Here is a 25,144-nt window from a genome sequence, read left to right as displayed (position 1 = left end):
GTTGTCACAGGCTCCCCCAGAGCCTCGCCTGGCGGTCCCCCCATCGGTAAGGGCCCCGCCACTGTATGTGACGGGGCCCGACCGGTGGGGGGAGAGGGATGGTCTACTGAGGCGCCAGCCGGTCCACGATGCCCGGGTTCTGCTCCATCCAGGCCTTGACCGCTTCCTCCTCGTGGCCCGTGCCGCGCTTCTGGATCTCGTTCTCCAGACCGGCGAGCTCCTGCTCGCTCAGCTTGAAGTCCTTGAGCCACTTCGTCAGCTGCGGGTACTGCTTCGGGAAGTCCTTGCTCGCGACCGTGTGAATGCGGTCGCCCTCGCCGAAGAGCTTCTGCGGGTCCTCGAGCTTGGTCAGCCCGTACTCGCTGTAGGCCCAGTGCGGGGTCCACAGCATGACGGCGACGGGCTCCTTCTTCGCGTACGCGCGCCTCAGCTCGGCGAGCATGCCGGGCGTGGAACTGTCGACGACCGTGAACTCCTTGTCCAGGCCGTAGCCGGGCAGAACCTTGTTCTTGAGGATGTTCATGGTCTCGGTGCCGGGCTCGATGCCGATGATCCGGCCCTTGAACTCATCGCCGCGCCCCTTGAGGTCCGCCAGCGAGTCGACGCCCTTCACGTACGACGGCACCGCGATCTCCAGCGACGTCGGTCCGTACCACGAACCGATGTCGGTGAGCTTGTCGCCGTACGCGTCCCAGTACTTCTTCTGCGTGCTGGGCAGCCATCCGTCGAACTGGACGTCGATCTGGCCACGGGACAGCGCGGTGTACATGGGGCCGACCTCGAACTGCTTGAGGTTCATCCGGTATCCGCGCTCCTCCAGGACGGCCTTCCACAGGTAGGTGGCGGCGATGTCCTCCTCCCACGGGAACCAGGCGACGTTCAGGGCCCGTTCGCGCTCGTCCTTGCCGTCCGCGGACCTGCCGGCCTTGGCGACCGGGGTCCACTTGTCGGCAAGGCCAGGGTTGTCCTTCAGCCAGGCGCGGACGGCTTCCTGCTCCTTGCCCTTGCCGGTCTTCTGGATCTTCGCCTCGAGGCCGGTGAGCTGCGCCTCGGTCATGCCGAAGTTCTTGAGCCACTTGCCGACCTGCGGGTTCTCGGCGGCGAAGCCCTTGCGGGCGAGCGTGTGGACACCGTCGCCCTTGCCCCAGGTGCCCTTGGGGTCCTTGAGCTTCTTCAGGTCGTACGTGCTGTAGGCCCAGTGCGGCGACCACAGGGTGGTGACGACGGGCTCCTTCTTGTCGTACGCGCGCTTCAGCTCGGCGAGCATGCCGGGCGTGGAACCGTCGACGACCTTGTACTCGCCCTCCAGGCCGTACTCCTTGAGGACCTTGTCCTTGAGCAGGCCCATCATTCCGGCGCTCGGCTCGATGCCGATGATGCGGCCCTTGAACCGGCCCGCCTTGCCCTTGAGATCCTCCAGGGAGTCGACGCCCTTCACGTACGAGGGAACGGACAGCTCCAGCGACGTGGGGCCGTACCAGGAGCCCAGATCCTCCAGCTTGTCCTGGTACTTGTCCCAGTACTGGGCGTGGGTGACGGGCAGCCAGGAGTCGGTCTGGAAATCGATCTGACCGCCGGCGAGACCGGTGTAGAGCGAGCCGGCCTCGAGCTGCTTGGTGTCGACCTCGAAGCCGCGCTGCTCGAGCATCTCCTTCCAGAGGAAGGTGGAGGCGATGCCCTCGTCCCAGGGGATGTAGCCCACGGAGATCTTCTTGCCCTGGCCGACGTTCGTGGCGTCGGACGCGTCGGCGGACTTGGTGCCGCCGAAGATGCCCATGCCGCCCGCGACGAGGGCGAGCACCACGACGCCGACGACGGCGACGACGGGCTGGGGGCGGTAGTTCCAGATCTTCGCGCCGCCGGTCAGGGCCTTCGCCCTGGCGAGGGCACGGCGGCCGAGCGGCGAGACCTCGCGGCCCAGCGCGCCGGTGATCCGGTCCAGGTACATGGCCAGGATGACGATGGAGATGCCCGCCTCGAAGCCGAGGCCGATGTCGACGTTGCCGATGGCGCGGTAGACGGCGCCGCCGAGACCGCCGCCACCGACCATGCCGGCGATGACGACCATGGACAGGCCCAGCATGATGACCTGGTTGATGCCGGCCATGATCGTGGGCAGCGCGAGGGGCAGCTGGACGCGGACGAGGGTGTTGCGCGGGGTCGTGCCGAACGCCTCGGCGGCCTCGACGAGTTCCTTGTCGACCTGGCGGATGCCGAGCTCGGTCATGCGCACGCCGGGCGGCAGGGCGAAGACGATGGTGGCGATGATGCCGGGCACGACGCCGACGCCGAAGAAGATGATGCCGGGGATCAGGTACACCATGGCCGGCATGGTCTGCATGAAGTCCAGGACCGGCCGGGTCACGGCGCTGACGGTCTTCGAGCGGGAGGCCCAGATGCCCAGCGGCACCGCGATGGCCAGGGTGACGATCGTGGCGACGAGCACCAGGGAGAGGGTCGACATGGCGTCGTCCCACAGCTCGATGGAGTCGATCAGCGCGAATCCGGCGAAGGCCAGGACGCCCGCGAGCAGCCCGCGCAGCCACCAGGCGGCCACGGCGAGGATGCCGGCGAAGAGGAGCGGCTCGGGTGCGGAGAGCGCCGCGTCGATGCCGTCGTACATCGTGGTGACGAGCCGGCTGATGGCATCGAACAGCCAGGAGAGGTGGGCCTGGAGCCAGTCGACACCGCTGTCGACCCACTGGCCGAGGTGGAGCCTAGGCATGGGCGGCCACCTCCGTCGGCCGCTGCTGGGCCGGGAGGCGGCACGGCACCGGCTCGCCGCGTTCGTCGCCGACGAGCGCGATCAGACGGGACTGCGGTACGACGCCGACGACCTTGCCGGCCGCGTTCCTGACGGCCACGGGGTGCGGGACGCGTGCGCTGACGGCGCACACGTCGGCGACGAGGGTGTCGGGCGTGACGGTCTCGCAGCCGCAGGTTTCCGCGTCGGGGCGGGGCTCGGTCATGACCGCCGCCGCGGTCAGGACGCGGGTGCGGTCCACGTCCTGGATGAAGGACGCGACGTAGTCGTTGGCGGGACTGACCAGGATGTCCTCTGCAGTGCCGAGCTGGACGATCCGGCCGTCGCGCATCACCGCGATCCGGTCACCGAGGCGCATGGCCTCGTTGAGGTCGTGGGTGATGAAGACGATCGTCTTCTTGAGCGTCTTCTGGAGCTCCAGGAGCTGGTCCTGCATGTCGCGGCGGATCAGCGGGTCGAGGGCGCTGAAGGACTCGTCCATCAGCAGCAGATCGGCGTCGGTGGCGAGCGCACGGGCGAGGCCGACGCGCTGCTGCATACCGCCGGACAGCTCGTCGGGCCAGGACTTCTCCCAGCCCGCGAGGCCGCACAGCTCCAGCGCCTCGGCGGCACGGCGCTCGCGCTCGGCGCGGGCGACTCCCTGCACCTCGAGGCCGTAGGCGGCGTTCTCCAGCACGCTGCGGTGCGGGAACAGCGCGAAGTGCTGGAAGACCATGCTGATCCGGGTGGAGCGGACGGCGCGCAGGTCACGGGCGCTCAGCGTGGTCAGGTCCTGGCCGTCGAAGAGGACGCGCCCGGCTGTCGGCTCCAGCAGCCCGTTGAGCATGCGCAGCAACGTGGACTTTCCGGATCCGGAGAGACCCATGACGACGAAGATCTGGCCGGGCTCGACGGTGAAGGAGGCGTCGATCACGGCCGCGGTCGTTCCGTCGGCACGCAGCTCGTCGCGGCCTGCGCCGTTCTCGAGCTTCCGCACCGCCTGGTCGGGTCGTTTACCGAACACCTTGTACAGATGCTCGGCTTCAAGCCTGGACACATAGACCTCACGTGTTGAACCAAGAACGGCCCGCCTCCCCCACCCTGCGGGCCGTGGAGCGGACGGGTTCGGCCCGTCTCCCCGGGCTTGTGCCGCCGGCAGCGTCGCTGCTGGTCGAGGGCGCAATGGGGTCTGCTCCGGCGTCGCGCCTGCCCGGGCATGCCGGGGGCAAACGGAAAGTGATCCAGTTCACTCGGACGACACCGTGCGGCCAGGCGGCCGTCGTGTCGAGCGGACGGCGGCACCGCGCCGTGCGGACGGCGGCATCGCGCCGTGCGGACGGCGGCACCGCGCGGCAGTCGGGGCAGCCGCGGCGGGCGGGCGTCGTGCACGCGGGGCGTTGTCGGTGGGGTGCGGCATCATCGGACTGTCCCTGATGCTCCTCGATACCGCTTCGCCGTGTCTTACCATCACCCGCATGACACCAGGACACGCGCCGCGCCGCGTCATCGGGTACGCCCGAATCTCCAAGGCTACGGACGAGAGCACGTCCATCGAACGCCAGCGGGAACTCATCACCGCCACATGCAAGGCCCGTGGCTGGGCGCTCGCCGAGATCGTCGAAGACGTCGACGTCTCCGCAACGAAGACCCGCCTCGACCGGCCCGGCCTCGCTCGTGTCCGCGACACCGTCGCCGCTGGCCGTGCCGACACAATCATGGTCTGGCGTATCGACCGTGTCGCCCGGTCCGTGTCGGACCTGTCGAACCTCGTCGACGAGTGGACAAAGGCAGGCGCCGCGCTTGTGTCCGCCACCGAGCCGTTCGACACGACGACGGCAGCCGGTACGGCACTCCTGCAGATGCTCGGCGTCTTCGCTGAGTTCGAAGCGGCCACCATCCGCGACCGCGTCCTGGCCGCCCGCGCCGCCTTGGTCCGTGCTCGGCGCTGGCCTGGTGGCTCACCGCCGTACGGCTACCGCGTCGTCGAAAACCCGGACGGCCCCGGCAAGGTCCTGGAAGTCGAGCCCGTCGAAGCTGCGTACGTGCGCAAGGCCGCCGACATGATTCTTGCCGGGAAGTCGTTGTACGCGACGACGACCGCGATCAATGCAGCCGGCTCGGTCCCGCGCAAAGCAAAGGGCGGCGCCTGGTCGATGACGTCGCTGCGCATCGTCCTTACACAGGACGCATCACTGGGCTACATGACGCATCACGGCAAGGTCCTCCGCGACGACGACGGCGCACCGGCCCAGGCGTGGGAGCCGGTCATGCCCGAGGAGGATATGGCGCGGTTGCGCGTGCTGCTGAAGCCGTCCACCCGCCCCGGCGGCGAGCGCAAGCGCCGGGCACGGCTTCTGTCCGGCGGGTTGCTGCGGTGCTCGACGTGCGGCGGCTCGCTTCGGGTCAACCAGACGGGTGGGAAGAACCCGACGACGCGCTACTCCTGCCGAGGAGCATCTGACGGGACCGGCTGCGCCCGTGGCGTGTCCATCGTCGCCGAACGCATAGAGGAGCACATCGAGTCCACCTTCCTCGGCATGGTCGGCCGCTTCGACGTCGTCGAGGTCCGCGAAACCGTCCGCGAAGTCGCCGACCTGGCTGCAGTGGAAGCGGCGATCAAGGCCGCCACGGCGGAGCTGGCCGACGTCGACGACGACGAGCGTGAAGCCGAGCTGCTGGCCGACCTGCGGACGATGAAGGCTCGTCGGAAGCAGCTTGCGGACATGCCGACGGAACCCCTCGTCGAGTACGTGCCGACCGGCGAGACCTTCGCCGAAGCGTGGGCGGCACGGGACACCGACGGACGGCGGGCGCTGTTGGAGAACGCCATCCATCACGTCGTAATCCGTCCCGGCGTGCGCGGACGACGCGGAGTCGACGCATCGCGTGTGGATATCCACTGGCGGGACGGTGACGCCCCAACGGCCGGCTGACGGTCCGCGTGTGTACGCCCCGGTGTCCTGGACGGATGCCGGGGCGTTCGTCGTTCCAGCGCCCAGCAGTGGCGTTGTGGCTGACGTCACCAATTTGGTCTCCACTATGCGGGACGAAACCGAGCAGAAATCGAGGTGCTGGCCCACGCTGCCGAGAAGTAATCGCTAGCGAATGGGTGTCGCTGGCGCAATGGCGGCGACCCCCGTCGGCATACCCCGGAGGAATCCATGAGTGACCCGCTGACGGCCATGGCGCCGTTACATCGACACACCACGTTATGACGAACGGTAGGACGCGGCTGTACGCGTGCTGAACACCCGTCGAAGTCCTCGCGCATCGAGAACGGCGTCACACCACCGTCCGACGCCGACATACGGGCGTGGTGCAGCATCTGCGGCACGGACGAACAAGCCGCCGACCTCATCGCCGCGTCCCGCTCGGCCGAGTCGATGTACGTCGAATGGAAGCGGCTCCAGCGCACCGGGCTGCGGCGACTCCAAGAGTCCTACGTCCCGTTGTTCGAGCGCACCCGCGCGTTCCGGATCTACTGCTCCAACGTCGTTCCTGGACTGCTCCAGACGCCCGCCTACGCGACCGCGCTGCTGTCCGAGATCACGGCCTTCCGGGAAACCCCGAACGACGTCGCCGAAGCCGTCGTCGCCCGCATGGACCGGGCACGCGTGCTGCGCGAGGGTGACCACCGCTTCGCCATCCTCGTGGAGGAAGCCGTCTTGCGGTACCGCATGGGCGACGCCGAGGTGATGGCCGGGCAGCTCGGACACCTGCTGTCGATCATGTCGCTTCCGGCGGTCTCGCTCGGCGTCGTGCCGTTCTCGGTCGAGCGCGGCATGTGGCCGCTGGAGACGTTCAGCATCTACGACAGCGAACAAGCGCAGGTCGAGCTACTGACAGCGGCCGTCACCGTCACGGCCCCGTCCGAGATCGCGCAGTACGCCAAGGCGTTCAGCCGAGCGGTCGACCTTGCCGTCTACGGCGCCGATGCGCGGGCGCTGATCACGGACGCCATCGCCACCCTCGGCTAGGTCGCGTGCAATTCCGTGCAACTTCGTGGAGACCTTGTCTGGCTGGTTCTTAGCGTGGTCGGCATCGATCGCAGCAGACGAGGGGGCACGGTGACCGAACCCACGCGGTATTCAACTCAGCCTGTAGAGCTACCAATCGACCCGTGGCTGGTGGAGTGCTCCCCCGTCAACGGCTGCGGGGTGTGCATGGCGCTGGTGCGGGAGCGCCGGTCCGCACTGAACCGTGGCGATCAGCGAAAGGCGTTCGAGACGAGCGCCGAGATCAGGAACCACCCGCGCGGAGGCCGGGCATGACGCGCGCGGTGCTGCGGTACGTCGAGCACACGATCCGGCATGTCCCAGACGGCGGCGTGACTGCTGAGGTGTTCTGCGTCGCGTACGGCTGTGACGAGTCGTCCGGCCCCGAAGGCGACCCGAACGACGCTCAGGAGTGGGCGCTGAGGCACACCGGGCGCACCGGCCACGACATGTTCCGGCGCGAGTACACCGACCACGCCCGCGTGACGCGGAACGAGTAGGCCCCGGTCTCGTCCGGCGACGGCGAGCAACACAGTCGGACGCGACCGGTACCCCCGTCAGGCCGATTCCCCCGTCGGTCCGGCGGGGGCTTTCGTGTTTCCGCAGGTCACAGAGCTGCGCTCGCTCCGAGCAGCGTCTTACGGTCGGGCTCTCGCCGGACGGACCGGCGATAAGGAGGGGACGACATGGCTAACGCGACGGTGGGCAAGGGCGCGGCGGTGCACCTGGTGAAGGCGGACGGAAAGCTCGCCTGCGGGAAGACCGGCGACCAGAGCGACGCGTCGGACCGCGACGTCACCTGCAAGTCGTGCATGAAGCTCACGGCGGACGTCGCCCCGGTCGAGGTCGCCCCGGAGCCCGCGCCGGAGGCGAAGCCCGCGAAGATGGTCCGGAAGCAAAGGCCAAGGCCAACGAGCCCCGCGCCACCGAGCCGCGTGCCACCACGGTCTTCACTTCGACCAAGCACACCGAGGCAGCCGCCAGCATCCACGGCGTCCGCTGGGCAGCGATCGTGCGTGCGACGGGTACGCTCACCGCGTCCGTGAACTGCGCGGAGTACGGCTTGATCGACGCCGCCGACAAGTGGATGGCTCTTTGCGAGCAGGAGTTCCACAGCACGCACCGCGACGCGTGGACCGCTCGCCGCCGTCCGGCCGAGTGGTGCTCGGGTTGCGACGCGATCGTGGCGGGCGGCGACGCCTGACGGGCCGACTGACGCCCGCACAACGCCCCGGCTGACGGGTCCGGGGCGTTCGTCGTTTGCGCGACCGTCCAGCGGCGAGCAGTGCGATCCTGGGCGGCATGACGACCCGACCCAAGATTCTTTTGCTCGACACCGCTTCCCTCTACTTCCGCGCCTATTTCGGGGTTCCGGACTCCGTGCGCGCGCCCGACGGCACACCGGTCAACGCGGTGCGCGGGCTGATCGAATTCCTCACCAGGCTGGTCCAGGACCACCACCCCGACGAGCTCGTGGCCTGCATGGACGCCGACTGGCGTCCGCACTGGCGGGTGGAGCTCATCCCGTCGTACAAGGCGCACCGGGTGGCGGTGGAGACCGAGACGGGTCCGGACGAGGAGGAGATCCCTGACACGCTGTCCCCGCAGGTCCCGATCATCGAGGACGTGCTGGACGCGCTGGGCATCGCGCGGGTCGGCGTCGCGGGGTACGAGGCGGACGACATCATCGGCACGCTCGCCCTCCGCGCGGCGGGGCCGGTGGACATCGTGACCGGCGACCGGGATCTGTACCAGCTGGTGGACGACGCGCGGGGCGTGCGGGTGCTGTACCCGCTGAAGGGCGTCGGCATGATGCAGGCCACGGACGAGGCGGTGCTGCGCGAGAAGTACGGGGTCGACGGGCCCGGGTACGCGGATCTGGCGCTGCTCCGGGGGGACCCGAGCGACGGGCTGCCGGGTGTGCCGGGCATCGGCGAGAAGACGGCGGCGAAGCTGCTGGACGCGTTCGGGGACCTGGCCGGGATCATGGCGGCCGTCGACGACCCGGCGGCGAAGCTGACGCCTTCGCAGCGCAGGCGACTCGACGAGGCGCGGGGGTACGTGGCGGTCGCGCCGAAGGTGGTGCAGGTGGCTGCGGACGTACCGCTGCCCGCTTTCGATCCGGCACTGCCGAAGGAGCCGCGCGATCCCGAGCGGCTGGAGGAGCTGGCAGCCCGGTGGGGCCTCGGGCGGGTGGTGAACCGGCTGCTCGTCGAGCTGAGGGCGTGAGCCGGAACGGCGATCACCCGGGTGAGGTGCTAACTTAGGTTAGCCTAACCGGCACGACACCGAGGGAGACGCCGTGGCAGAGACGCCCGCCCGCAAGGCACCGCAGGCCCATGAGGCGCGGGTGGTGCGCACGGACCGGATCACTCCGCACATGGTGCGCGTCGTGCTCGGCGGCGAGGGCCTGGCCGCGTTCGCGACGGACGGGTCGACGGATGCGTACGTCAAGCTGGTCTTCCCGTTGCCGGGGGTGACGTACCCGGAGCCGTTCGACATGGCCCGGATCCGTGAGGAGCTTCCGCGCGACCAGTGGCCGGCCAACCGCACGTACACGGTGCGGGCCTGGGACCCCGTGCACCGCGAGCTGACGATCGACTTCGTGGTCCACGGCGACGAGGGGCTGGCCGGGCCCTGGGCGGCGCGGGTCCGGCCGGGCGAGACCGTGTGGCTCCTGGGCCCGAGCGGGGGTTACGCCCCCGACGCGGCCGCGGACTGGCATCTGCTGGCGGGCGACGAGAGCGCACTGCCCGCCATCGCCGCATCGCTGGAGCAGATACCGGCGGGCGCCGTCGTCCATGCGTTCGTGGAGGTGTCCGGCCCCGAGGAGGAGCAGAAGATCGCGATGCCGCACGGGGTCACGGTGACCTGGCTGCACCGGGGCGACCGGGCCGTGGGCGAGGCGCTCCTCGCGGCGGTCCGCGAGCTGCGCTTCCCCGCCGGCGACGTCCAGGCCTTCGTGCACGGCGAGGCGGGCGCGGTGAAGGAGCTCCGCCGCCACCTCCGCCTGGAGCGGGGCGTCCCCGCCACCCGCCTGTCGATCTCGGGCTACTGGCGCCTGGGCAAGTCGGACGAGGCATGGCGTGCGATCAAGCGCGACTGGAACGCGCAGGTCGAACGCGAGCAGGAGGCCTCGCGGGCCGCGTAGCGCCTGCGGCGGGCGCCGCCGCGCATGCGTGAGGGTCCGGCCCGGGCGGCGAGTGCCCGGGGCCGGACCTTTGTGCGGTCGCTCTCGCAGCCGTCCGGCGCCGGACCGACCACTGGCACGAGCGGAACGTACGGGTCGACAGCCGCACGGCAGCGACCGCAGGCGCCGGCAGCGCGCCACCCCGAGCACGTCGCCCCACACCGGGTCGGCGGACATCGCGGAACGGCCCGCGATCATCGCCGGTCGACGGGGGTTACGCGCGGCCGCCGGATGAGCACGCATATGTGCCGACGGCTGTGGACGAGTGAGCTCGGGCGTCGGCCCGTTGAGGCCTCCCTGCCTTGTCTGCGGGACGCAGGAGATGCTGCGGTTGATCGTCGGCGATGTGCCGCATCCACCCCGGTGTCCGACCGGGTGCCCTGCGGGCCCAGGAGAGTAACGTCAGCGGCGGCATCGGGAAGACACCATGTCGATGCCGTGGCACGGCCGCATAACAACTCTTCCGTTCACCAGTCCACGCGCCCTCCGGCTCCGTATATGAGGTGGGACGACGTGGTGAGCTCGGGGCGAGAGGGAGCGCGAGTGAAGGAAGCCGTACGGATCACAGGGGCGCCGCCGGCCGGTCCGGGGCTCGACGAACTGCTCGTACGGGTCGCGCGCGGCGATCAGGACGCCTTCTCCCAGGTGTACGACGCGGTCTGCGGCCCCGTGCTCGGCGTCGTGCGCAGCGTGCTGCGTGATCCGGCACAGTCGGAGGAGGTGACGCAGGAGGTGCTGGTCGAACTGTGGCGTACGGCCGCGCGCTTCCAGCCGTCCCGGGGCTCCGCGATGACATGGACGCTGACCCTCGCCCACCGCCGCGCGGTGGACCGGGTGCGGTCCGCCCAGGCCGCGGCCGAGCGTGAGCAGAAGGCGGCCCGGCTCGGCGGGACCCCGGACTTCGACGAGGTCGTCGAGCAGGTCGAGGCCCGGCTGGAGCGCGAACAGGTACGCCGCTGTCTGCGCACCCTGACCGAGCTGCAGCGCCAGTCGGTGACTCTCGCCTACTACCGGGGGCTCGCCTACCGCGAGGTGGCCGAGCTGCTCTCCGTGCCGTTGGGCACCGTGAAGACCCGTATGCGCGACGGGCTGATCCGGCTGCGCGACTGCCTGGGGGTGAACGCATGAGCACGGTGGGACGGAGCACCGGGCGCGACGCCGAACTGCACACGCTGACCGGCGCGTACGCCCTGCACGCGCTCGGCGACCGCGAACGCGTCCGGTTCGAGCGTCACCTCGACGCCTGTGAGGCCTGCGCGCAGGAGGTGCGGGAACTCAGCGCGACAGCGGTACGGCTGGGACTCGCGGCCACCGAGAACCCGCCGCCCGCGATGAAGGGGCAGGTGCTGGCACGGATCGCCACGGTGCGCCAGGAAGCCCCGCTGGTGGGCGGCGCGGGCGCGGCGGGCGGGGACCGGCCGCGCGTGCGGGGCTTCCGGCCGGGCGGCAGGCGGCGGCTCTCCCGCCTCGTGCTCGCGGCGTGCCTGGCAGGCGTGGCCGCACTCGGGGGTGTCGCGGTCTGGCAGCAGCGCGCCGCCGAGGAGGCCAGGACCGTGGCACAGCAGGCACAGCGCCAGGCCGAGTCGCTTGCCCAGGTGCTGACGGCACCCGACGTGCGGACCAGCACGACGGCACTCGGCGACGGCGGGGCGACCGGCACGGTGGCCGTGTCGCGCGAGCGGGACCGGGCCGTGTTCCTGGCGTCCGGGCTGCCGCGACCGGGCGCCGGGAAGGTGTACCAGCTGTGGTTCGCCGACGGCGGGACGATGCGGCCGGCCGGACTGCTGGACTCGTCGGGGGCGGCAGAGGCGCTGCTCATGGACGGACCGGTGGGGCGGGCGACCGGGATGGGCGTCACTGTGGAGCCTGCGGGAGGCTCGCCGGCACCGACGTCCGAGCCGCTCGCGCTGCTGAACTTCCCCGTGGCGTAAGGGGGTGCGGGCGGGGCCGTGAGCACTTCGGCCCCGCCCCGACATGGCCGTGACACGCGGAGGAAACAGCCTGTCCCTAATTTCTGTCGCCCGACAGGAATGACGCGACAGGGGCTGCCATGACCGTGACCGCACCCACCTCCACCCCGAACCCCGTCCCCCGCCCGGGGGACAGGACCGCGACCGGGCCCGACGAGTCCGAGCTCGCGGGCTTCGGCTACCAGCAGGAACTGCGGCGGCGGATGGGCCGGTACGCGTCCTTCGCCGCCGGCTTCTCCTTCATCTCCGTCCTGACGACGGTCTTCCAGTTCTTCGCGATGGGCTACTCGTTCGGCGGCCCGGCCTTCTTCTGGACCTGGCCGGTCGTGCTCGCCGGCCAGCTCCTGGTCGCCGCCTGCTTCGCCGAACTCGCCGCCCGCTACCCGATCGCGGGCGCCGTCTACCAGTGGGCGACGCGGCTGAGCACCCCGGCCTTCGGCTGGTACGCGGGCTGGCTCATGGTGATCGGCAGGGTCGTCGTGGTGGGCGCAGCCGCCCTCGCGCTGCAGGCCGTGCTGCCCGCGATCTGGTCCGGCTTCCAGCTCGTCGGCGACGATCCCTCACCGACCTCGTCGAGCGGCGCGGCGAACGCGGCCCTGCTCGGACTGATCCTGCTGACCCTCACGACCGTCGTGAACGTCCTCGACAACCGGGTCCTGACGGCCGTCAACACCATCGGCGTGACCGCCGAGATCGTCGGAGTCGCCCTCATCGTGACCCTGCTCCTCACCCACGCCGAACGCGACCCCGGCATCGTCCTCGAGACGGGCGGCGCGGGCGGGGCGATCGGCGCGCTGCTGATCGGTTCCTTCACGGCGGCGTACGTCCTCATCGGCTTCGAGAGCGCGAGCGAGATGAGCGAGGAGACGGTCAACCCCCGGCGCACGGCGCCCCGTACCACTTTCTCCGCGCTCACCACCTCCGGCGTCTGCGGCGGTCTGCTGCTGCTCGGCGGACTGCTCGCCGCGCCCAGCCTGGTGGACGGGCGACTCGCGACCGAGGGTCTCTCGTACGTCCTCACCAGCACCCTCGGCGACGGCCTCGGCAAGGTGCTCCTCGCGGACGTGGTCATCGCGATCTGCGCCGCGACGCTCGCCATCCAGACCTCGGCGACCCGCATGCTCTACTCCATGGCCCGCGACCGCCAACTCCCGCTGTCCGGCCTCCTCTCCAAGGTCCCGGCCCGCACCGGCATGCCCGCCGCGGCGGCCGTCACGGTCGGCGTCCTCGCGGCGCTGCTCCTGCTTCTCAACTTCCTCTCCCCCGAGGCCCTGCTGGCCATCGGCACCACCTGCATCGCCATGGTCTACCTGGCCTACGCGATGGTCACGGGCCCGATGCTGGTGCGCCGCCTGCGCGGCCGCTGGGGCAGGCCGCACCCGGACGACCGCGACGAGAAGGGCGCCCCGCTCTTCACCCTCGGCCGCTGGGGTCTGCCGATCAACGCGCTTGCGCTGGTGTACGGGATCGCCATGACCCTGAACCTCGCCTGGCCCCGAGCCGAGGTCTACGACCCGACGGGCGGTCACTGGTACTTCCAGTGGTTCACGCTGCTCTTCGTGGGCAGCACGCTGGCGGCGGGGGCGGCGTACCGGGCGCTGCGGGGGCGCATACGCTGACGGGATGCGTGCGCACACAGCAGACCGAACGGACCGGGTGATCGGGACGGTGGTCGGCTCCGCCGTCGGTGATGCGCTGGGTGCGCCGTTCGAGTTCGGGCTCGCGGGTGGGTACGGGGCCCGCTTCCCTGACGGCGTGGGCGAGATGTGCGGGGGCGGTGGCTGGGATCCCGGCGAGGCCACCGACGACACTCAGATGGCCGTTCTGGTGGGCGAGTCCCTGCTGGAGCGGGGCGGACTCGACCCGGAGGACATGTTCGAGCGCTTCCGGCGCTGGGCCGCGGGCGAACCGAAGGACATCGGCCTCCAGACCGAGCAGGTGCTCGGCAGCGGCGACCCGTGGGATCTCGCCGCGGGCCTGCACTTCCAGGTCAACGGCCGTGCGGCGGGCAACGGTTCACTGATGCGGGCGGCAACGTCGGCGGTGTACTTCGCGTGTGACGGGCGCGCGGCCACGATGGACGCCGCCCGCCGGATCGCGGCCCTCACGCACGGCGACAGGGCGGCATGGGAGGGCACGGCGGTGCTCCACGAGCTGATCCGGGTCGCGCTCGAGGGGGACGACCCGCTGCGCGCCGTGCCAGACGCACTTGCCGCAGTGCACGAGGACCACCGGGAGCGCTGGGCGGAAGTGCTGGCTCCGGGGTGGCATCCGGACGACGCGACCGAGTTCAACGGCGCGGTGTGGCCGTGCCTGGCCTCGGCGCTGTGGGCGCTGCGTACCTCGTCGTCGTTCGAGGAGTCGCTGGGCGCCGCGATCGATCTGGGCGGCGACACCGACACGGTCGCGGCGGTCACGGGCGCGCTGGCGGGAGCGGTGTACGGCGCGTCCACGATCCCGCCACGATGGACGGCCCCCCTCCACGTCCCGCTCCCGGGCTACGGGGACCGCGTCCTGCGCACCCCGGACCTCTCGGCCCTCGCCCGGGCCTTGGCGGCCTGAGCCGCTGCCGCGGTTCGGAGCGCGTGCCTTGCGTACCGCCCTGTGGGCAAGCACGTGCCTGACGTCCGCGCCGCGGGCAAGCACGTGCCTGACGTACCGCCGGGCAAGCACGTGCCTGCCGTACCGCCCCGCGGGCAAGCACGTGCCTGCCGTACCGCCCCGTGGCAGGTGCTCCGTCCCCGGAACGCCGGACGGCTCGAAACGCGCCCGGGGCCGCGGGGGCGCCGCCCCTGCTAGCCCACGATCCGCAGCGCCGCATCCGCCGTCGCCGACGCGAACGACGCCACCGGGCGGTCCGGGTCCGAGCGGTGGACGAGGATGACGCCCTCGATGAGGCCGAAGACCAGGTCCGTGCGGAGTGAGAGTTCACGCTTGTCGAGCGCGCGCCCCGGCCCCGTGCCGGCGAGCAGCTGCCCGTATGCGTCCTTCAGGTCCGCCCGCACCCGATGGAACCCGGCGAAACGTTCCGCCTGGATCTCGGGGAGCAGATACAGCATGCCCAGGTTGTGGGGGCCCCGGCACAGCAGCTCGACGTCAGAGCGGCAGAGCTCCCACAGCCTCTCCTCAGCCCCGCGCTCGTCGTCCGCGAGGAGCCGGCGCGCCAGGGCCAGCGACGGCGTGACCGTCGATTCGAGGAGCTCCGAGAGGAGATCCTCCTTGCCGCCGAAGTAGTGGTACATCGTGGCCTGCCGCATCCCGGCGCGCTCGGCCACGGCCCGGGTCGTCGTCGCCGCGTACCCCCGCGTCGTGAACAGCTCCGCCGCGGCCGCCAGCAGCTCCTCGCGCGGGGACAGCCCGCTGTCCGGCCGCTGCTGCGCGCGCGGTCGCCCGACCTTCCGTCCCGTCGTACCCATGTGGCCGATCGTCCCACACGCGGACGGCACCGGGATCTTGGTGAGCGTTCGGTTACGCCCCGGCAATGGACGTGCAATCGCACGGAAGTCCCGCGCTCCTAATTTCTGTCGCGCGACAGAAAAGAAACCGAGACGCGCGAGCTGGAGGTACCGCCACCATGGCGACTGCGACGACACACGGAGCCCGGGACCACGCCCGCGCCCAGGAGGGCACCCGCGCCGAGGCCATGCCCGTGGTACCCGCCACGGACTGGCCGGCCCCGCCCTGCGCCACCGGGCATCTGGTCTGGGCGGAGACCGTGGCGGGCGGCAACTACACCCACCGCGTCCTGGCCCGCGGCAGCGAGCTGCGCCTCACCGACCTCAGGGGCGACGCCTGTGCGCACCTCGTGCTGTACGCAGACGGGCGCCCCTGGGAGCGCCTCAACACCGCGGACACGGTCAAGGTCCAGTGGAACGCCTACCTCAGCAAGGGCCGGCTGCTCCTCTCCGGCCAGGGCCGCGTCCTCGCCTCCCTCGTCGAGGATTCCGACGGCCGCCATGACGCCCTGTGCGGCACCTCGACGCTCGCACGGAACACCGTGCGCTACGGCGGCGGAAGCCCCGAGTCACCGACCCCCGCCGGACGCGAACTCCTCAAGCTCGCCGCCCTGAAGAACGGTCTGGAGCCCCGCGACCTGCCCCCTTCCGTCGCCCTCTTCCAGGGGGTGGAGGTACGGGACGACGGCTCGCTCGACTTCACCGGCTCGGCGGGCCCGGGGGCGTCCGTGACCCTGCGCGCCGAGCAGGACCTGACCGTGCTGATCGCGAACGTCCCGCATCCGCTCGACCCGCGGTCCGCGTACACGAGCAGCCCGCTGGAGGTCCTCGCCTGGCGCGCCGCGCCGACCGCGCCGGGCGACCCGCTCTGGGACGCCACCCCGGAGGGCCGCCGTGCCTTCCTCAACACCGCCGAGTTCCTCGCCGCCAGGGGGCAGTCATGACCGTCGTACCCGCCCGCTCCGCCTGGTCGGCGGTCGTCCGCCGGGGCGAGCAGCTCACCATCACCGATCTGCAGGGCAACCAGGCCGTGGACTTCCTGGTGTACGACGCCCACGACACCGCCGTCCGCTACAGCGCCCCGGACACGATCCACGCCCAGGGCGGCATCTTCGTCACCACCGGCAGCGTGCTGATGTCGAACGAGCACACCCCGCTGATGACGGTCACCGAGGACACCTGCGGCCGTCACGACACCCTCGGCGGCGCCTGCTCCAAGGAGTCCAACACCCTGCGCTACGGCCATCACACCTGGTCGCAGCACGCCTGCCTGGACAACTTCCTCGCGGAGGGCGCCCGGCACGGACTGACCGCACGGGATGTCGTGTCGAACATCAACTGGTACATGAACGTCCCCGTCGAGAAGGACGGGACGCTCGGCATCGTCGACGGAATCTCCGCCCCCGGACTGCGCGTCACCCTGCGCGCCGAGACGGACGTCCTGTTCCTGGTCTCCAACTGCCCCCAGATCAACAACCCCTGCAACGGCTTCGAGCCGACGGCGGTGGAGATGACCATCGAGGCCGCCGCATGACCTTCGGAACGCCTCACGAGACGACCTACGACGCGGCTCGCGGCACGACTCCCGGCGCAGTCTTCGACACGCTTCTCGTCGCCAACAGGGGCGAGATCGCCGTACGCATCATCCGTACGGCCCGGCGCCTCGGGATCCGCACGGTCGCCGTCTTCTCCGACACCGACCGCTCGGCCCCCCACGTCCGGCTCGCGGACGAGGCGGTCCGCCTCGGGCCGGCGCCCGCGAAGGAGTCGTACCTCGACGCCGATCTGGTGCTGAAGGCCGCGAAGGACACGGGCGCCGGGGCGATCCACCCCGGCTACGGCTTCCTGTCCGAGGACGCGGGCTTCGCCCGCCGCTGCGAGGACGCAGGCCTGGTCTTCGTCGGCCCCACCCCCGCCCAGTTGGAGCTGTTCGGCGCCAAGCACACCGCCCGCGCGGCGGCCGAGGCCGCGGGCGTCCCCCTGGCGCCCGGCACCGGTCTGCTGCCGGGACTCACCGAGGCCCTTGCCGCCGCGGAGCGCATCGGCTACCCCGTCATGCTCAAGGCGACGGGCGGCGGTGGCGGCATCGGCATGCGGGCCGTGCACGATCCGGCGGGGCTCGCCGACGCCTGGGAGCGCGTGCAGCGGGTGGCCGAGGCATCCTTCGCCTCGGCCGGAGTCTTCCTGGAGCGGCTCGTCGAGGACGCCCGCCATGTGGAGGTGCAGGTCTTCGGCGACGGGCACGGCAGGGTCGTCATCTTCGGCGACCGTGACTGCTCCCTACAGCGCCGCAACCAGAAGGTGGTGGAGGAGGCGCCGGCCCCCGGCCTGCCGGACCGGGTCCGTGATCGACTGGCCGAATCGGCCCGGGGGTTGTGTGCGAGTGTCGGCTACCGCTCCGCCGGGACCGTCGAGTACGTGTACGACGCGAAGCGCGAGGAAGCGTACTTCCTGGAGGTCAACACCCGCCTCCAGGTGGAGCATCCGGTCACCGAGGAGATCTACGGCGTCGATCTCGTGGAGTGGATGCTGCGGCTCGCGCAGGGCGACCCCGGTGTCGTACGGGAGCCGGGCGCGCCGCGCGGCCACGCCGTCGAGGCCCGGCTGTACGCCGAGGATCCGTCGCGGGGCCACCGGCCGAGTGCCGGGCTGCTGACCCGGGTCGCCTTCCCCGACGACGTACGGGTGGACGGCTGGGTCGCGACGGGCACGGAGGTGACGACGGCGTACGACCCGATGCTGGCGAAGGTCGTCGCGCACGGGAACGACCGCGCCGAGGCGCTGGAGCGACTGGACCTGGCACTCGCCGCCACCCGCGTCGACGGCATCGAGACCAATCTGGGGCTCGTACGGGCGGCGCTGACCGAACCGGCCGTGCGCGAAGCCACCCACTCCACGGCGACCCTCGCGACAGTCACCGACCCGACGCCCCGGATCGAGGTCATGTCCGGCGGCACGCTCACGACCGTCCAGGACTGGCCCGGCCGTACCGGCTACTGGGAGGTCGGCGTGCCTCCCTCGGGCCCCATGGACGATCTGTCCTTCCGCCTCGGCAATCGCGCACTGGGCAACGCCGAGGGCGCCCCCGGCCTGGAGTGCACGCTCCAGGGACCGGCCCTGCGCTTCAGCCACGCCACCACGGTGTGCGTGACGGGCGCGCCGGCTCCGGTCACCGTCGACGGCGAACCGGTCGCGCAGTGGGAGCCGTTCACGGTCCCGGCCGGGTCCACACTCGGCATCGGAGCGCCGGCCGAGCACGGGCTGCGCACCTGTCTGCTGGTCGCGGGCGGCGGTCTGGACGTTCCCGGCTTCCTGGGCAGCGCGGCGACCTTCACGCTGGGCCGCTTCGGCGGGCACGGCGGCCGGGCGCTCGTCACGGGGGACGTGCTGCACGGAGGCGCGGAGACGGACGCGGTGGCACCGGTGCCGCACGCCGACCGGCCCGCGTTCACCTCGGCGTGGGAGATCGGCGCGGTCGAAGGTCCGCATGCCGCACCGGAGTTCTTCACCGAGGAGGACATCCGTGACTTCTACGCGGCCGACTGGAAGGTCCACTTCAACTCCGCGCGCACGGGGGTGCGCCTGGTGGGTCCGAAGCCGCGCTGGGCACGGACCGACGGCGGCGAGGCCGGCCTGCATCCGTCGAACATCCACGACACGCCGTACTCGGTCGGGGCGGTCGACTTCACCGGTGACATGCCCGTGCTGCTCGGCCCGGACGGGCCCTCGCTCGGCGGATTCGTCTGCCCGGCGACGGTCCTGACACGCGAACGCTGGAAACTGGGGCAGCTGCGACCGGAGGACGGGGTGCGGTTCGTGCCCGTGACCACGGACGGGGCCCCGCGCGCGGAGATCGTGGACGGCGGGGTCCTGGCGCGGCGCGACGATGTCACGTACCGCCGCAGCGGCGACGACAACCTGCTGGTCGAGTTCGGGCCGATGCAGCTGGATCTGGCCCTGCGGCTGCGGGTGCACGCCCTCGCCGAGGCGCTGCGGGTCGATCCCCTGCCCGGGGTCACGGACCTGACGCCGGGTATCCGGTCCCTCCAGATCAAGATCGACCCGGCCGTGCTGCCGCTGGACCGGGTCCTCGCACACATACGCCGCGTCGAGGAGGAACTGCCGCCCGCCGACGCGCTCGTCGTCCCCTCCCGTACGGTCCACCTCCCCCTGTCCTGGGACGATCCGGCGACCCGCGAGGCCATCGCCCGCTACATGGCGGGCGTACGGGACGACGCGCCCTGGTGCCCGTGGAACATCGAGTTCATCCGCCGGATCAACGGCCTCGCGTCGGCGGACGACGTGTACCGGACGGTCTTCGACGCGGAGTACCTGGTCCTGGGGCTCGGCGACGTCTACCTCGGCGCGCCGGTCGCCACACCTCTCGATCCGCGCCACCGCCTGGTCACGACGAAGTACAACCCGGCGAGGACATGGACCGCGGAGAACTCCGTCGGCATCGGCGGCGCGTATCTGTGCGTGTACGGGATGGAGGGCCCGGGCGGCTACCAGTTCGTGGGCCGTACGACCCAGGTGTGGTCGCCGTGGTCCGGGCCGCGACCGTGGCTGCTGCGGCACTTCGACCGCATCAAGTGGTACGCGGTGGGCGCGGAGGAACTGCTTGAGCTGCGCGCGGACACGGCGGCGGGCCGTTTCACGCCGCGCATCGAGGAGGGCACCTTCTCGCTCGCCGACCACCAGCGGTTTCTCGCCGGGCACGCGGACTCGATCACCGGGTTCCGGGCGCGTCAGGCGGCGGCCTTCACGGCGGAACGGGAGGCCTGGGAGGCGGCGGGCGAGTTCGCCCGGGCGGAACAGGCGTCGGCTCCGGCCGCGGACGCACCGTCCGCGGAGCTCACCGTTCCGCCGGGCGGCCGGGTCGTGGAGGCGGAGTTCGCGGCCTCGGTGTGGCAGGTGCACGTGGCACCGGGCGACCCGGTCCGCGCGGGGCAGCCGCTGCTGGCGCTGGAGGCGATGAAGATGGAATCACGCGTCCCGGCACCGCAGGACGCGGTGGTCGCCGAGGTCCTGGTCGCACCCGGCGCCCAGGTCACGGCGGGCACGCCGCTGCTGATCCTCGCGCCGCGGGAGTGACGCCGTATCACCGGGAGTACGCCACGTATGCCGGGAGTGACGCCACGTCGTATGTCACGCCGCACCCCGTCCCATCCACCAAGGAGACCTGCGCCATGCCCCACCCCGCACTCCCCCGTGTCCGCGCCGCGTACGAACGCATCGCGCAGGTCGGCCGCCCCGAGGTGTGGATCACGCTGCGCCCGCAGGCCGACGCCGAGGCGGACGCCCGCACGGTGGACGCCCGCAGCGAAGCCGGTGAGCACCTCCCGCTGGCCGGGACCGTCGTCGCGGTCAAGGGCAACATCGATGTGGCCGGACTGCCCACGACCGCCGGCTGCCCTTCGTACGCGTACCGGCCGGAACGCGACGCCCCGGTGGTCTCCCGCCTGAAGGAGGCCGGGGCCGTCGTGCTCGGCACGACCAACATGGACCAGTTCGCGACCGGACTCGTCGGCACCCGCTCCCCGTACGGGGTGGTGTCCAGCGCCCTCGACCCGGAGAAGGTCGCCGGGGGCTCCAGCTCGGGCTCGGCGGTCGCCGTCGCGCTCGGCATCGCCGATCTTGCGCTGGGTACGGACACGGCGGGCTCCGGCCGCGTCCCTGCCGCGTTCAACGGCATCGTGGGGCTCAAACCCACCCGCGGCCTGGTGCCGACGGACGGAGTGGTGCCCGCGTGCGCAAGCCTCGACTGCGTCAGCGTCTTCGCCCGTACGCTCCCGGAGGCGCGGCTCGCCCTGGGGGTGCTGGCACGGGGCGGATCGCCTGTGGCCGCTCCCGCCCGGGTGCCCGGGCCCTGGCGGGTCGCCGCCCCGCCCACCGATCGGCTCGGCGAGCTGGATAAGGGTTGGGCGGAGGCGTACGAGGAGGCGACGGCCCGTCTCGAGGCGGCCGGGGCCGAGCTTCGGCCGGTCGACATCGCACCGTTCACGGAGGCGGCGGCGATGCTGTACGAGGGCGCGTTCGTGGCCGAGCGGTACGCCGCGGTGGGTGCCTTTGTCGACAAGGGAACCCCGGATCTCGACCCGACCGTCGCCGGGATCATTCGCCGTTCACGCGACCTCCCGGCGTACCGGCTCTTCGAGGACCGTGAGCGGCTCGCGGCCCTGCGCGCCGCCGCGCTGGCCGGTCTCGGCGACGCGGACGCGCTCCTGCTGCCGACCACGCCGGGGCACCCCACGCTCGCGGACGTGGCGGCCGACCCCCTGGGCAGCAACGCCCGCCTCGGCCGCTTCACCAACTCCACCAACCTCTTCGACCTGGCCGCGGTCGCGGTGCCGGCCGGCGAGGTGGGCGGCCGCCCGTTCGGTGCGATGCTGCTGGGCCCGGCGGGCACGGACGATACCCTGGCCGGCATCGCCGCCCTGCTCACCCCGCCCGTGCGCCTGGCTGTGGTGGGCGCGCATCTGACGGGGCAGCCCCTCAACACCCAACTCCTGGCACTCGGCGCCCGGTTGCTCCGTACGACCACGACGGCGCCCCGCTACCGCCTGTACGCCCTGCCCACCGACCCGCCCAAACCCGGCCTCGTGCACGTCCCCGAGGGCGGCACCCCGATCGAGGCGGAGGTCTGGGAGCTTTCGGCGGAGGGCCTCGGCCGTCTCGTCGCCGCGCTCCCCCGCCCCATGACGATCGGCCGCGTCACCCTGGCCGACGACACCGCCGTGGCCGGCTTCCTCTGCGAGCCCGAGGCGATCGACGGCGCCGAAGACATCACGGCGTACGGCGCGTGGCGGGCCTATGTGAACGGCTGACGCACCGCAGAGAAGGGGCCCCGCACCCACCGGTGCGGGGCCCTTTCTCCACCTCTAACCCACGGAGCTGTAGGCCACGACGCCGCGCAGCAGCCCGTCGACCGCCTTGCGGGCGCTGCGCGCCACCGTCGTGCCCTCACCGCTCGGCGCGGCCGCCGCGATCTGGCCGAGCACGTCGATGACCTGCTTGCACCACCGCACGAAGTCGCCCGCGGGCATCTCCGCCTCGCGCAGCACCTCGTCGAGACCCTTGCCCGAGGCCCACTGGTACGCGGCCCATGCGAAGCCGAGATCGGGCTCGCGCTGTCCGACCCCTTCCGCCTGGTTGATCTTGAACTCTTCCTCGAGCGCGTCCAGCCGGCCCCAGATCCGCACCATCTCGCCCAGCGCGGCCTTGGCCTTCCCCGACGGCAGCTTCGGCGCCACCGCATCGTCGGCCTGCCGGGCCTCGTACACCAACGCCGAGACGCACGCGGCCAGTTCGGCCGGGTCCAGCCCCTCCCATACCCGCTCGCGCAGGCACTCGCTGGCCAGCAGGTCCAGCTCGCCGTACAGCCGCGCCAGCCGCTTGCCGTGCTCCGTCACCTCGTTGCCACGGAGGTAGTCCATCTCGGTCAGCAGGCCGACGATGCGGTCGAAGGTCCGGGCGATCGTGTTCGTACGGCCTTCGATACGGCGCTCCAGCTGCTGGGTGTCCCGCTGCAGCCGGTGGTAGCGCTCGGCCCAACGCGCGTGGTCCTCGCGCTCGTCGCACCCGTGGCAGGGGTGAGCGCGGATGTCCTTGCGCAGGCGGGCGATCTCCCGGTCGTCCGCGGCCTCGGAGCGCTGCTTGCGCTGGCGGTCGGGCACGATGTGCCCGGCCTTGGTGCGCAGTGCGGACGCCAGGTCGCGCCGCGACTGCGGCGAGCGCGGGTTGAAGGACTTGGGGATCCGCATCCGCTCGAGCGGCTCCACGGGCACCGGGAAGTCCATCGACGCGAGCCGCTTGACCTGCCGCTCGGCGGTCAGCACGAGAGGCCGCGGCCCGTCGTGGTACTCGAAACCGCCCCGGTGGCCGTTGGAACGGCCGGCGGGCAGACCCGGATCCAGCACCAGCGCGAGGCCCGCGAACTTGCCCGTCGGGACATGGATGACGTCGCCCGGCTTGAGCTTCTCCAGCGAACCGGCCGCGGCCGCCCTGCGCTGCGCCGCGCCCTGCTTGGCCAGCTCGGTCTCGCGGTCCTTGAGCTCGCGCCGCAGGCGCGCGTACTCCTCGAAGTCGCCGAGGTGGCAGGTCATGCCCTCCCGGTAGCCCTCAAGGCCTTCCTCGTTCCTCTGCACCTGCCGCGATATGCCGACGACCGACTTGTCCGCCTGGAACTGCGCGAAGGACGTCTCCAGCAGCTCGCGCGAGCGGTGCCGGCCGAACTGCTGCACCAGATTCACGGCCATGTTGTACGACGGTCTGAAGCTGGAGCGCAGTGGATACGTACGCGTGCCGGCGAGGCCCGCGAGCGCGCCCGGGTCCATCCCGCGCTGCCACAGCACCACCGCGTGGCCCTCGACATCGATGCCCCGGCGCCCCGCGCGGCCGGTCAACTGGGTGTACTCGCCGGGGGTGATGTCGGCGTGCTGCTCGCCGTTCCACTTGACGAGCTTCTCCAGCACCACCGACCGGGCGGGCATGTTGATGCCGAGGGCGAGGGTCTCGGTGGCGAACACGGCCTTGACGAGCCCGCGGACGAAGAGCTCTTCGACGACTTCCTTGAAGGTGGGGAGCATTCCGGCGTGGTGCGCGGCTATGCCCCGCTCCAGCCCCTCCAACCACTCGTAGTAGCCGAGCACATGGAGGTCCTCGCCGGGGATGGAGGCCGTGCGCTCCTCGACGATCTCGCGCACCTTCTGGCGCGCCTCCTCGTCGTTGAGCCTCAGTCCCGCGTACAGGCACTGCTGGACGGCGGCCTCGCAGGCGGCCCGGCTGAAGATGAACGTGATCGCGGGCAGCAGGCCCTCGGCGTCGAGCCGCTCGATGACCTCCGGCCGGGACGGAGTCCAGATCCGGCTGCGCTGACGTCGCTCGCGCTCGCGGTCGGCCTCGCGGACCATCTTGCCGCGACGGCGGTCGCGCGGGTTGTACGTCCGCGAGTTCTCCGTGCGGGCCAGGCGGACCAGATCGGGGTTGACCTCACGCCGGGACGCACCGCGGCCGCCGTGGTCGGTCTCCTCCTCGAAGAGGTCGTACATCCGCCGTCCGGCGAGCACGTGCTGCCACAGCGGCACGGGGCGGGACTCCGAGACGATCACCTCGGTGTCGCCACGGACCGTGTCCAGCCAGTCACCGAACTCCTCGGCGTTGGACACGGTGGCCGAAAGGGACACGAGGGTCACGGAGTCGGGGAGGTGGATGATCACTTCTTCCCAGACGGCGCCGCGGAAGCGGTCCGAGAGGTAGTGCACCTCGTCCATGACGACATGGCCGAGACCACGGAGCGCCTGGGAGCCCGCGTACAGCATGTTGCGCAGGACCTCGGTGGTCATGACGATCACCGGCGCATCGGAGTTGACGCTGTTGTCTCCGGTGAGCAGTCCGACCTTCTCCGGGCCGTACCGCCGCACCAGGTCCGAGTACTTCTGGTTGGACAGCGCCTTGATGGGCGTCGTGTAGAAACACTTGCGCCCCTGGGCCAGTGCGAGGTGCACGGCGAACTCGCCCACGATGGTCTTGCCCGACCCGGTGGGCGCCGCCACGAGCACACCCTTGCCGGCCTCCAGGGCCTGGCAGGCCTCGATCTGGAACGGGTCCAGATCGAACTCGTACAGCTCGCGGAATGGAGCGAGTGCCGTGGCCTGCTCGGCGGCGCGCGTCCGAGCAGCTGCGTATCGCTCAGCTGGTGAGAGGTCCTCTGTCATCTTGCTGTCGAGACTACCCGGCCCCTCCGACAGTGGGCGCGATCTTTAATCGACGATGAACCGACCCACGGTGAG

At 71.4% G+C, this 25,144-nt stretch carries 18 protein-coding genes; 14 read left to right on the top strand and 4 right to left on the bottom strand.

From position 1 onward, the window contains the following. Positions 1–103: 103 nt before the first annotated feature. Together ABT078_RS05280 and ABT078_RS05275 are read right to left on the bottom strand one after the other, a co-directional pair. A complete protein-coding gene (locus ABT078_RS05280; protein ID WP_351224005.1) occupies positions 104–2,725 on the bottom strand; it encodes an ABC transporter permease/substrate binding protein in 2,622 nt (873 codons plus the stop codon). Continuing rightward, positions 2,718–3,800, bottom strand: a complete 1,083-nt coding sequence (locus tag ABT078_RS05275) for a quaternary amine ABC transporter ATP-binding protein (protein ID WP_351224003.1) — start codon at positions 3,798–3,800, stop codon at positions 2,718–2,720. The genes ABT078_RS05280 and ABT078_RS05275 overlap by 8 nt, the downstream gene beginning before the upstream one ends. Before the next feature lie 418 nt (positions 3,801–4,218). On the opposite strand from ABT078_RS05275, the gene ABT078_RS05270 reads away from it, so the two are divergent. From ABT078_RS05270 to ABT078_RS05225, 10 genes are all read left to right on the top strand, one after another. Then, the gene (locus tag ABT078_RS05270) at positions 4,219–5,676 is read left to right on the top strand and encodes a recombinase family protein (RefSeq protein WP_351224001.1); all 1,458 of its coding nucleotides are present in this window, start codon (positions 4,219–4,221) and stop codon (positions 5,674–5,676) included. A gap of 336 nt (positions 5,677–6,012) precedes the next feature. Beyond that, positions 6,013–6,720, top strand: a complete 708-nt coding sequence (locus tag ABT078_RS05265) for a DUF5753 domain-containing protein (protein WP_351224398.1) — start codon at positions 6,013–6,015, stop codon at positions 6,718–6,720. 290 nt (positions 6,721–7,010) lie between these two features. After that, on the top strand, positions 7,011–7,238 hold the full coding sequence (locus tag ABT078_RS05260) for a DUF7848 domain-containing protein (RefSeq protein ID WP_351223999.1): 228 nt from the start codon (positions 7,011–7,013) through the stop codon (positions 7,236–7,238). Positions 7,239–7,546: 308 nt separating this feature from the next. Beyond that, positions 7,547–7,942 (top strand): hypothetical protein, encoded by a 396-nt coding sequence (locus ABT078_RS05255; protein WP_351223998.1) that lies wholly within the window; start codon positions 7,547–7,549, stop codon positions 7,940–7,942. 98 nt (positions 7,943–8,040) lie between these two features. Further along, positions 8,041–8,967 carry a 5'-3' exonuclease gene (locus tag ABT078_RS05250; RefSeq protein WP_351223997.1) on the top strand — a complete coding sequence of 309 codons (927 nt, stop codon included), beginning with the start codon at positions 8,041–8,043 and terminating at the stop codon, positions 8,965–8,967. Between the two features lie 73 nt (positions 8,968–9,040). Continuing rightward, positions 9,041–9,889, top strand: coding sequence for a siderophore-interacting protein (locus ABT078_RS05245; RefSeq protein ID WP_351223995.1), 849 nt, complete (start codon positions 9,041–9,043; stop codon positions 9,887–9,889). 582 nt (positions 9,890–10,471) lie between these two features. Further along, the gene (locus tag ABT078_RS05240) at positions 10,472–11,056 is read left to right on the top strand and encodes a sigma-70 family RNA polymerase sigma factor (protein WP_351223993.1); all 585 of its coding nucleotides are present in this window, start codon (positions 10,472–10,474) and stop codon (positions 11,054–11,056) included. Beyond that, positions 11,053–11,859, top strand: a complete 807-nt coding sequence (locus tag ABT078_RS05235; protein WP_351223991.1) for an anti-sigma factor — start codon at positions 11,053–11,055, stop codon at positions 11,857–11,859. The genes ABT078_RS05240 and ABT078_RS05235 overlap by 4 nt, the downstream gene beginning before the upstream one ends. Positions 11,860–11,978: 119 nt before the next feature. Then, positions 11,979–13,517 carry an amino acid permease gene (locus tag ABT078_RS05230; RefSeq protein ID WP_351223989.1) on the top strand — a complete coding sequence of 513 codons (1,539 nt, stop codon included), beginning with the start codon at positions 11,979–11,981 and terminating at the stop codon, positions 13,515–13,517. 4 nt (positions 13,518–13,521) lie between these two features. Further along, positions 13,522–14,460, top strand: coding sequence for an ADP-ribosylglycohydrolase family protein (locus tag ABT078_RS05225; RefSeq protein ID WP_351223987.1), 939 nt, complete (start codon positions 13,522–13,524; stop codon positions 14,458–14,460). A gap of 233 nt (positions 14,461–14,693) precedes the next feature. Here the strand turns inward: ABT078_RS05225 and ABT078_RS05220 are convergent, their stop codons facing one another. Then, positions 14,694–15,314, bottom strand: a complete 621-nt coding sequence (locus ABT078_RS05220; protein ID WP_351223985.1) for a TetR/AcrR family transcriptional regulator — start codon at positions 15,312–15,314, stop codon at positions 14,694–14,696. Between the two features lie 158 nt (positions 15,315–15,472). Between ABT078_RS05220 and ABT078_RS05215 the strand changes: the two genes are divergently transcribed. The 4 genes from ABT078_RS05215 to ABT078_RS05200 all read left to right on the top strand — a co-directional run bounded on the left by ABT078_RS05215 (position 15,473) and on the right by ABT078_RS05200 (position 22,180). Then, positions 15,473–16,297, top strand: coding sequence for an urea amidolyase associated protein UAAP1 (locus ABT078_RS05215; RefSeq protein ID WP_351223983.1), 825 nt, complete (start codon positions 15,473–15,475; stop codon positions 16,295–16,297). Further along, positions 16,294–16,887, top strand: coding sequence for an urea amidolyase associated protein UAAP2 (locus ABT078_RS05210; protein WP_351223981.1), 594 nt, complete (start codon positions 16,294–16,296; stop codon positions 16,885–16,887). Before ABT078_RS05215 ends, ABT078_RS05210 begins: the two co-directional genes overlap by 4 nt. Beyond that, on the top strand, positions 16,884–20,447 hold the full coding sequence (locus ABT078_RS05205; RefSeq protein WP_351223979.1) for a 5-oxoprolinase/urea amidolyase family protein: 3,564 nt from the start codon (positions 16,884–16,886) through the stop codon (positions 20,445–20,447). Before ABT078_RS05210 ends, ABT078_RS05205 begins: the two co-directional genes overlap by 4 nt. Positions 20,448–20,542: 95 nt before the next feature. After that, positions 20,543–22,180: an allophanate hydrolase gene (locus ABT078_RS05200; protein ID WP_351223977.1), complete on the top strand. Its 1,638-nt coding sequence runs from the start codon at positions 20,543–20,545 to the stop codon at positions 22,178–22,180. Positions 22,181–22,234: 54 nt separating this feature from the next. On the opposite strand, the gene ABT078_RS05195 is transcribed toward ABT078_RS05200, so the two are convergent. After that, positions 22,235–25,069 (bottom strand): DEAD/DEAH box helicase, encoded by a 2,835-nt coding sequence (locus tag ABT078_RS05195; protein WP_351223975.1) that lies wholly within the window; start codon positions 25,067–25,069, stop codon positions 22,235–22,237. Positions 25,070–25,144: the final 75 nt, after the last annotated feature.

The organism is Streptomyces sp. NPDC002133, assembly GCF_040296405.1.
GTDB lineage: Bacteria > Actinomycetota > Actinomycetes > Streptomycetales > Streptomycetaceae > Streptomyces.
This window is presented reverse-complemented; position numbering and strand designations above follow the sequence as displayed.